7 protein-coding genes and 1 CRISPR repeat array are annotated in these 9,529 nt (G+C 27.5%); all 7 genes read right to left on the bottom strand.

Annotation, left to right across the window (positions count from 1 at the left end; translation table 11 throughout):
• On the bottom strand, nucleotides 1-139 hold a 139-nt coding region (locus tag ACRDBA_RS09525; protein WP_438572689.1), incomplete at its 3' end, for a response regulator.
• A 111-nt stretch (nucleotides 140-250) separates the two neighbouring features.
• Nucleotides 251-1,802: direct repeats of the CRISPR family, unit length 36 nt; unit sequence GTTATAGTTCCTAGTAAATTCTCGATATGCTATAAT.
• Between the two features lie 51 nt (nucleotides 1,803-1,853).
• Nucleotides 1,854-2,162 (bottom strand): CRISPR-associated endonuclease Cas2, encoded by a 309-nt coding sequence (gene cas2, locus ACRDBA_RS09520; protein WP_438572687.1) that lies wholly within the window; start codon nucleotides 2,160-2,162, stop codon nucleotides 1,854-1,856.
• A gap of 7 nt (nucleotides 2,163-2,169) precedes the next feature.
• Nucleotides 2,170-3,069: a type II CRISPR-associated endonuclease Cas1 gene (gene cas1 / locus ACRDBA_RS09515; protein ID WP_438572686.1), complete on the bottom strand. Its 900-nt coding sequence runs from the start codon at nucleotides 3,067-3,069 to the stop codon at nucleotides 2,170-2,172.
• A 10-nt stretch (nucleotides 3,070-3,079) separates the two neighbouring features.
• Nucleotides 3,080-6,265, bottom strand: coding sequence for a type II CRISPR RNA-guided endonuclease Cas9 (gene cas9 / locus ACRDBA_RS09510; protein WP_438572685.1), 3,186 nt, complete (start codon nucleotides 6,263-6,265; stop codon nucleotides 3,080-3,082).
• Nucleotides 6,266-6,495: 230 nt separating this feature from the next.
• Nucleotides 6,496-8,154 (bottom strand): AAA family ATPase, encoded by a 1,659-nt coding sequence (locus ACRDBA_RS09505; RefSeq protein WP_438572688.1) that lies wholly within the window; start codon nucleotides 8,152-8,154, stop codon nucleotides 6,496-6,498.
• Nucleotides 8,155-8,484: 330 nt separating this feature from the next.
• The gene (locus ACRDBA_RS09500) at nucleotides 8,485-9,216 is read right to left on the bottom strand and encodes an ABC transporter ATP-binding protein (protein WP_438572684.1); all 732 of its coding nucleotides are present in this window, start codon (nucleotides 9,214-9,216) and stop codon (nucleotides 8,485-8,487) included.
• Nucleotides 9,197-9,529: ABC transporter substrate-binding protein (locus tag ACRDBA_RS09495; protein ID WP_438572683.1), on the bottom strand; the 333-nt coding region annotated here is incomplete at its 5' end. The genes ACRDBA_RS09495 and ACRDBA_RS09500, both read right to left, overlap by 20 nt.

Raw genomic sequence — 9,529 nt, 5'->3', positions numbered from 1 at the left:
AGTCTATTTTGTTTTTTTCAAATAAATCCAAAGCTTCCCTTCCATCATAAGCTTTAAATACATTAAAGCCTTCCTTTTTAAAATAAGCTTCTAATATATTAGCCATTTGCTTTTCATCATCAGCTATTAAAATATTCATATTCCCTAACTCCTACATAATTTATATTATTTATAAGTTTACCTCTTTTTCTAATACTTTATAAATATTTTATATTTATAATAATTACACTTTGTTACAATAGGGTTACATTTTTTAGTTCCTAGTAAACTCTCGATATGCTATAATAGATGAGTTTAAGAAGGCGGTGGAAAGGGAGTTATAGTTCCTAGTAAATTCTCGATATGCTATAATGAAATCCTACACATATCCCAAGTCTTACTAGTTATAGTTCCTAGTAAATTCTCGATATGCTATAATTCAGTGTCACAAGTGCCACGCTCGAAATTGGTTATAGTTCCTAGTAAATTCTCGATATGCTATAATTGCGTAATGTGCGTAATTAAACTTGCCAGGTTATAGTTCCTAGTAAATTCTCGATATGCTATAATGTTATGCTACTTCCATCTTCTTTATTTATAGTTATAGTTCCTAGTAAATTCTCGATATGCTATAATTTATATTTATGCAATACACAGGTAGAAAAGGTTATAGTTCCTAGTAAATTCTCGATATGCTATAATTCTATTTTTAGAAGTTCAATATCACAACACGTTATAGTTCCTAGTAAATTCTCGATATGCTATAATACATTTCATTGACTCTCCATCACGCTTTGTGTTATAGTTCCTAGTAAATTCTCGATATGCTATAATTGCTGGTATTGTATCTTGAAATAGTACATCGTTATAGTTCCTAGTAAATTCTCGATATGCTATAATTGGAAAAATGATTTAATCACTAGAGGAAGAGTTATAGTTCCTAGTAAATTCTCGATATGCTATAATTTCATTAAAGCTCTTTCTTCTTTTCCAAGTGTTATAGTTCCTAGTAAATTCTCGATATGCTATAATGGAGTGAAAAAACTTGCAGCTAAAGTACCTGTTATAGTTCCTAGTAAATTCTCGATATGCTATAATAAAGGCTCAAACTTAGTGAAATCCAATTCAGTTATAGTTCCTAGTAAATTCTCGATATGCTATAATGCGAAAGTTTTGGAGGATATTCGTATTCTAGTTATAGTTCCTAGTAAATTCTCGATATGCTATAATTAGAAAATGGAATAGGCTACAACATATTACGTTATAGTTCCTAGTAAATTCTCGATATGCTATAATAAAACTACAGGAGAAATTATAGGTCTTTGGGTTATAGTTCCTAGTAAATTCTCGATATGCTATAATTTGAGTTATGGGTGGAGAGCAATAAAAATAGTTATAGTTCCTAGTAAATTCTCGATATGCTATAATTTATCTGACGTTATAACGGCTTCTAGAACCGTTATAGTTCCTAGTAAATTCTCGATATGCTATAATTCATTTCCACTTAAACCCAATCTGTTAGGGTTATAGTTCCTAGTAAATTCTCGATATGCTATAATAGAATCGGTACTATCATAAATAACCATTACGTTATAGTTCCTAGTAAATTCTCGATATGCTATAATAGATTAAAAAGTTATTCATCTATGAGAATAGTTATAGTTCCTAGTAAATTCTCGATATGCTATAATTCGTCTGTTGATGCTACGAAGTTCACAATAGTTATAGTTCCTAGTAAATTCTCGATATGCTATAATAAGCCTATATTCTTCTATAATGGGGATAATGTTATAGTTCCTAGTAAATTCTCGATATGCTATAATACTATATGCTAAACCCCTTGAAACAACTAAGTTCCAAGGGGTTTTTGCTTATTAAAAAAGGCTTAATTGTGCTGCATTTACTACTTTTTCTTGTGGTTTTTTCTTACCTACTAAAAATTTCATTTCAGAATATTGTTTTTCTGTTATTTGAATAAATCTAACTGATCCTTTAGATGGTAAACTTTTTTTTAATCTTGATATATGTTTATTGCATCCCTCTGTTCCATTACAAATTCTCGAATAAACCGAATATTGAATCATCATATATCCATCATTTATTAAAAATCTTCTAAACTGCTGATATTCTTTTCTATCCTTCTTCTGAACTACTGGTAAATCAAAAAATACTATTAATCTCATAAACCTTCTACTCATAAAAATGATATTCCAAATCTATAATATTAGGTAATTTTAGAAGTCTAAAGTCTTTTTTATTACATGCAGCAGTATATGAAGATATAACCTTATCAATTGCATTGTTAATTGAATGTTTTTGCCCATCTATTAGACATTCATAATTTATTAGGTTTATTAAATTTATTCTATCGTCTTTTGTTAACTCATCATTAATATTTATATTTTTATATACCCATAAATCAATAATTGGCCTAAATGGCTCAATAAAATCATCTGCTAAATTAAATGAATTTAATTCATTACAATGATTTACTCCTAAAGCTGTATTAAATCCATAAGCTACTAATGTTCTTGCTATTAAACTTCTAATAATTGTATAACCATAATTTAACGCTGCATTAATCCCATCATCACTACTTCTTGTAAACTCACATCCAAATAAAGCTTTAAAATAGAACTTAGCCCCAATAGCTTCTCTATTTCCCTTATCTCCACTTTCAACTTTATTTGACATGCCCTTTAAGTATTGATGGCCTTCTAATTTAAGAATAGTTAAACATTCTCCTTGATTATATATTTTACTTTTAATTATCCTTTGCCATATTCTTTTTTTAAAAGCCTCACTTTGTTCTAATTGCATTTTAAATACTTTATAAGTCCTATGATGAATATTTAATGGTAAAATTATTGATGCTGGTAAATGTTTTTCATTACATATTATTGTTGCAACATTATACTCTCCAAGTTTACTAATTAGTTTATTTGTTAAATTTACTCCAATTCCTTCAATTACTAATGTTGAAATATCCTCAATTGGTATCTTATACTCATCCCTTTGTTTTATTATTAAATTATTATTACTTAATCCTAAGTTTGCTGAATTTGAAATAACTACACTTCTAAAACTCAAATACTCTAGCCTACCTTTTTACTTTATAATAATTCCCAAGTACATCAACTTGAAATTTTACAAACTCTTTAACTTCCGATTTAATCCCTACACCCCTAAATCTTTCCGAGTTATCATGATTCTCTATAGTTAATGAAACTGATGATCTATCAAAAGAATCATAATATCCTAAATATCTCTTGCCACTTTCATAACTAATTAATATTAAATCATTTTTATATAGAGAAAATTTAAACTTATAATCATCGCTCATTTCTATCCAATCTTTTTCTTGTTTATTTCTGGTTGCAGCTTTAACAGGAGTTTTCCCAAGTATTAATTCATTTCTATATACTGGAACTGAAAAATATTTATTTTCCTTTTCATAAATATCTATTCTAACCATTCCATCTTTTGCTACTTTTCCATTGTTTAAATCTATTCCATCTTTAAATGGAACTTTTGTTTCGATTTTTATGCTTTTAACTACCGGTCCTAAACTTCCATCCTTAGTTGGTTTTCTAAACTCTTCTGCAAAAGCTAATTTTGCATTTTCTTCATGTTCATTGAACTTTTTTATAATTTCATCATATAACTTTCTATCAGAATTATAATTATATATATTTTCAATATCTGTCTTTTTCAAATCTACTAAATTTTTCTTAGTTATAAACTTACCATCTTTAAATGCTTTTTTAGAATAAATCGTTTCTTTAAATAACTTTCCACTAATCTTTCTATACGGCATCCTTGATACAAAAATAGGTTTAACTATACTCTTAATAAATTCATTATCATAAGTTTTTATAGGATGTTTTTTTAATTCTTCTAACGGATTATTACTTAATCTTAGAGTTAACTCTTCACTAAATCCTAACCATGGTCTAGGCAATTTATCTTTTAGTAAATACTTGTAGTCCTCTAGTATTACGACTTCTCCTGTTTCTATATCTATAAAATCATCGCCATTTCTTATATACTTTAACTCATTTGCCTTACTATATTTAGATATTTCTTGAACCATTCCCTGTGTTGCAACTGCTACTACTGTTGCATCTAAAGCATGGTGCTTATCTCCAGCTTCCCTTACCTTTGTTAATCCCCACTTTGCCCTTAAATATGCTGTTGCTCTACCATTTAAGGTTATAACCTTTTGTTTACTTTTACTATCCTTGAACATTAATTTATTTCTAATAAAATTAGCAATATAACTACTTATATATTTAGTATCAGTTAGATTTCTTTCTTTAAATTCTCTTTCATCCTCTTTTGAAAACTTAACTTTTAACAAATTGTGTTTTTTCTTTTGAGATAAATTACTTTCCTCAACCCAAACTTCAAATCTATGCCATTTATCTTTATCATTTCCAAAGTATTCTGATGGTAGCCTATTTCCTTTTCTTTGATTTTCTACACCATTAACAAGAATTTTATTATTTAAACTATCATCAAATGATCTACTAAAAGGTATAATATGGTCTATCTCATAAGCTCCTGTGCTAAATAAATTATCAAATGATATGCTTTCTTGAGTATATGCACATGCACATTTTTGTTCATTCCATAATCTATATTTTATTACTTCTTGTGCTGTTGGTTTCTTCCCTGTTAACGTTTCTAATTCATTAACTATTTTTTCCCTTTTTGCTCTATTTTCTAATTGATCTTTTTCAATACTTTTTCTATCTTTAAAGTTTTTTGCTAAATCTCTAGCTAATTCAATATTTATGCCTACCGGAGACCCATACTTATCTATCACAGCATTTACTACTTTCCTTGTTTGAGCTAAAGATCTATTTACAACTGGATTTACTATTTCATTTATATCTATTAAAGGTAACTTATAAGACTTTTCGCCTTTAAATATAGCTTTAAAATCATATCCAGCTTTTTCACAAGCTTGATTATACTGATATCCTTCTTTTAAAAATGGTAACATTTTATCAATTGCCTTTATTGACAGATTCATAAATTTACTAAATGATATATCTATTACTGCATCTATTATATCTTTTGGAATGTTTCTAATTTCTAATTGTTTTGTTATATCCTCATCTGTTTTAGCAAGTGACAATACATAAGAAATATTATTTAGAATTTCTTTATCATCTTTTATTTCCTTCCACTTTGATTTCCCTAGTATCTTTTCTATTGATGATCTTATTTCATGATATCCTTTTAATGAAATAAATCTAGTATTTTCAGTTTTAGACCTTTCCACTTTGTAACTATACGTTAAGGTTGAAAAAATTTCATCATCTGTAAGCTTTAATAATTTTCTCAATGATGAATACTTTATCTCCTTTTTAATAAATGCTTCTTTAATAACTACCTCACGCTCATCAGCATTTAGTTTTCTTTTATCTCCTTTATTAATAATTGATATTTTATTTAAATTATCATACAATACAAATTCCTCTGCTGAAATACAATTCTTAGGAGCTCTTTTTTCTCCACTTAGCTTTTCAAAAGTACATAGTCCAACCATCTTTTCTAAATCTTCAAAATTTGAATATGGTCTTTGAGAATTGAAAATTTCTAAGTATTTCTGCTCAGTATCTTCACTTGCAAATCTAGCTCCAAATTCCCTTTGTAATTTAAATAGTAATTTAATTTCATCCTCAATAATCTTTCTATCTACACAATTATTATATTGCCCATTTTTATTTCTAAAAGATTTAGATGGGTCTTTTGATATAGTTACTTGTTTATATATTAATTCTCCAACTGTTCTAGCATCTATTTCTTTCATTTTTTCTATATTACTCTTAATGCTTGTTATTACTTGTCCAGTTTCTTTATCATTAACTTCATTCTTTCTATTAGATTTAAATCCCCTTCTCTTTGCTAAATTTATTAATATTCTTGCCCATTCCTCATTGGAAACGTTTTTATCCAATGCTTTAACTCTTATTTCCCATATATTACACGGCTCATTAAATAAATTTTCTAAACTCTCTTTAGTTAAAATATTAGTATCAACAATTAGCTTCTTAACTCTTCCTACTCTATAAGCTTTTCTTCTAATTAACTTTCTCTTTCCTCTTGCTAATCGTCTTGGTAATGCTAATGATGCTCCATCCTTAGGATTTTCTGCAGCATTAAAAATTCTAACACCTAAATCTTCTATTCTTTGCTTTTCCAGATTTATTACTGACCATCCAACAGAAGCAATTCCTATATCAAGCCCTAATCTATAGTTAATCTTATCTTTCATAAATCCACCTCTTATTTATTATCATTTACATTTATACCATTATTATACATTTAATCTTTGTAAATATTTTTCTGCAAAAAAAGGATACCCCTAAGCTCATATGAGCTTAGGGGATACCTAACGGCTTTACGCCTTGTTATAGTAACTAATAAATTCTCGATATGCTATAAATTTTTCAGTTCCTATAGTTATAATTATACCTTTGTTGTAATATATGTCAACATATTTTCTTATCTTCCTTTAATATGAACTTCTTTTCCATTAAAAACTATTGCTAATTTAATTATATTATCTATATTACGATCTTTTAACTCAGTATCGTATTTCATGTTTTCTATTTGTTCTAAGGCTTCATCAAGCATTTCAGATATAGTTTCCTCATCTTCTTCATCATATCGTTTAAATTCAAATATAATACCTGGTCTTTTTATATTCTTAGGAATAAGCATAACATCATATCTACCAATTCCTGACTCTCTATTTGAACGTACCTCATATGTACTATTTAAAGATACAAGCATTCCTAAAACAAATGCATGATATACTTTTTCAGGGTCCCTTCCTTTTACATCAAAGTAACTAAAGCTTGTCATTACACATCTCTTAAATAACTTGCTAAAGTTTTTAATATCACCCATAGTTAAAGCTTTTATCATATTGTTATATTCAGATTCTATCTCAACTTCATTAAACCACTTTTCTATCATACCCTTATACATAGTCTTAATTTCTATATTGGGTATAGCTAACTTATACTTAAATATATGCTCTTCTTTAAACTTATCAATAGGCTTTAAATATCCAGATAAAAGTAAAAAGCTCCATAAATTCTCTTTTCCATAAGATAATTCGCTCATAACAACATCTTCATTTATTGTAGTTTCAACAAAGCCACCATTATATAAGGTTTCAAGTCCCATCTTTATTTCTTCTGTTCCTTTAGCTAAAAGACTTTTTATAATAGCATTTTCAGAGGTATTTACCCAATATGGCATAAACTCTCTATCAGGCTTATTTATATAAGAAAGTACTGACCAGGGATTATAAATAGTTGTTTTTCCAAATATATACCCATTATACCATTCCTTAAAGCCTTCAATTTTACTATCAAAGCCATAATATTTTAATAGGTTTAACGTTTCTTCTTCCGTAAAACCAAACTTATCAGAATACCTCTCACTTAATAAAGTATAAACTTCAAGATTGTTTAATCCTGAAAAAATACTTTCTTTTGCAACTCTTAAAATTCCAGTTATCATAGCCTTTTCCAAATTTATATTATCCTTTAAGGCAGCTGATAAGAAGTTTCTCATAAATGAAATCATTTGTGAATAGTAGCCTGTAAAATAACTATGATGTATAGGTGTGTCGTATTCATCAATTAAAAGTATTACTTTTTCTCCAAAATGCTTATTTAAATATTCACTTAATTTAAGTATTGAAATTTCAAGTTCTGAAGCTGTACTCTTACGTTTTACAATATTATTATAATATACTCTATCTTCTTCTCTTAGTTCATCTAAAATAAAGCTAAAAGAATTATAAATATCTGAAATTTTAAATCTAAACATTTCTATAAAGTTATCAAAATTATCATGCTTATCATCTTTAAATGTCATATATATTAATGGATACTTTCCTTGTTTATTCATTATTTCAGTTTCATTTTCTATTTTAAGTCCGTTAAATAAGTATCGTCTATCTTCAGTATACTTTTCTAAAAAATATCTAATTATAGACATATTTAATGTTTTACCAAATCTTCTTGGCCTTGGTATAAGTACTACATTTGAACTATCCTCTAAAAAGTCTTTAACTATTAGTGTTTTATCTATAAAGTAACTATTTTTATCGATTATTTCCTTGAAATCACTTGTACCTAAACTTATTCTTTTCAGAGTAATTCACCACCTTAACTTTTTAACTTCTATTTTTATATTATATCCAAATTTTAACCTTATAACAACAATTCTACCTACTAATAGTACAGTCAAAATTGCAAAAAGTTTATTCTTAAATTCCTCCTACATTAAATCCTATTACAAATCAAGGTTTAGCAATGTATAACTCTATTTCAAATTCCGTTAAAGTTAATAATTTACCTATTTAGGAGCTAACTCATCTATTAGCATAACCGTTCCAAATATCTCACCTTCAACAATAGCTACTATAATATTTTCAGTTTTAGTTGCACAACAATAAGTAATATAAAAAAGCTTTTAGGCATTGCCTAAAAGCTTTAATAAATTTCTTTTCATTTCTATAAATTCACTGCTTAATGATATATCATCACAATTATCTTTATAAAGGTTAACCTTAACTTCTCCCTTTATAATAGCTGGTTTTTCTGATATAACATAAACACGATCTGATATTAAAATAGCTTCATCTATATCATGAGTTATAAATAATATAGTTGAATTTGTTTTTTTCTTTAATTCTATTAACCACTTTTGAAGGTTTCCTCTAGTTATAGAATCTAATGCTCCAAAGGGTTCATCTAAAAGCATAATATCATCAGATGTTAAATATGTTTTTAGGAAGTTTGCTCTTTGCTTCATTCCTCCAGAAAGCTGACTTGGATATTTATTTTCATATCCCTTAAGCCCAAAGGTATCTAAGTATTTTTCTACTTCTTTTCTAGCTTCCTTTTTCTTTACACCCTTTAATACTAAGGGAATTGCAATATTATCTATAACCTTTTTCCAAGGAACCATCATATCCTTTTGATACATATAGCTAACTTTTCCATTAACATTTAATGTGCCTGAATCAACCGCGGTTAATTTAGTTATTATATTAAATATTGTGCTTTTTCCTGAACCTGATGGTCCTACTATAGATACAAGCTCACCTTCTTTAACATTAAAGCTTATATCTTCTAGTATTTTTACACCATCAAAGGATTTAGAAATATTGCTTAATCTAATTTTATTTTGGCAGGAATTCATTAGTATAAGCCTCACTTGCTTCTAAATTTTCTTTTATTAATCCATTTTCTAATAAGAATCCTGTGTAGTTATTCCAAACACTATCCTTCATTTCTCCCCATCTAGGTGAATCTGCTTTATATTCATTAGCTAAGAATTTTTGACTTTCTATTGCTAAAGCTTCATCTATTTCTGGAACTGCCTTAACTAATATTTTTGCTGATTCTTCTGGATTTTCTATTGCATACTCATATCCCTTTGATGTAGCTTCCATAAATTTAGTTACCATATCACTTTTATCTGATAATACCTTTTCTGATGAAGCTATTATTGG

This window comes from Clostridium sp., from assembly GCF_051654825.1.
Taxonomy (GTDB): domain Bacteria; phylum Bacillota; class Clostridia; order Clostridiales; family Clostridiaceae; genus Clostridium.
The sequence above is the reverse complement of the archived record's forward strand: the minus strand, read 5'-3'. Positions and strand labels throughout refer to the sequence as shown.

Coding starts and splice junctions, on each gene's coding strand:
- cas2 (WP_438572687.1), bottom strand. CDS start 2,162: ATGAGATTAATAGTATTTTTTGATTTACCAGTAGTTCAGAAGAAGGAT.
- cas9 (WP_438572685.1), bottom strand. CDS start 6,265: ATGAAAGATAAGATTAACTATAGATTAGGGCTTGATATAGGAATTGCT.
- ACRDBA_RS09500 (WP_438572684.1), bottom strand. CDS start 9,216: ATGAATTCCTGCCAAAATAAAATTAGATTAAGCAATATTTCTAAATCC.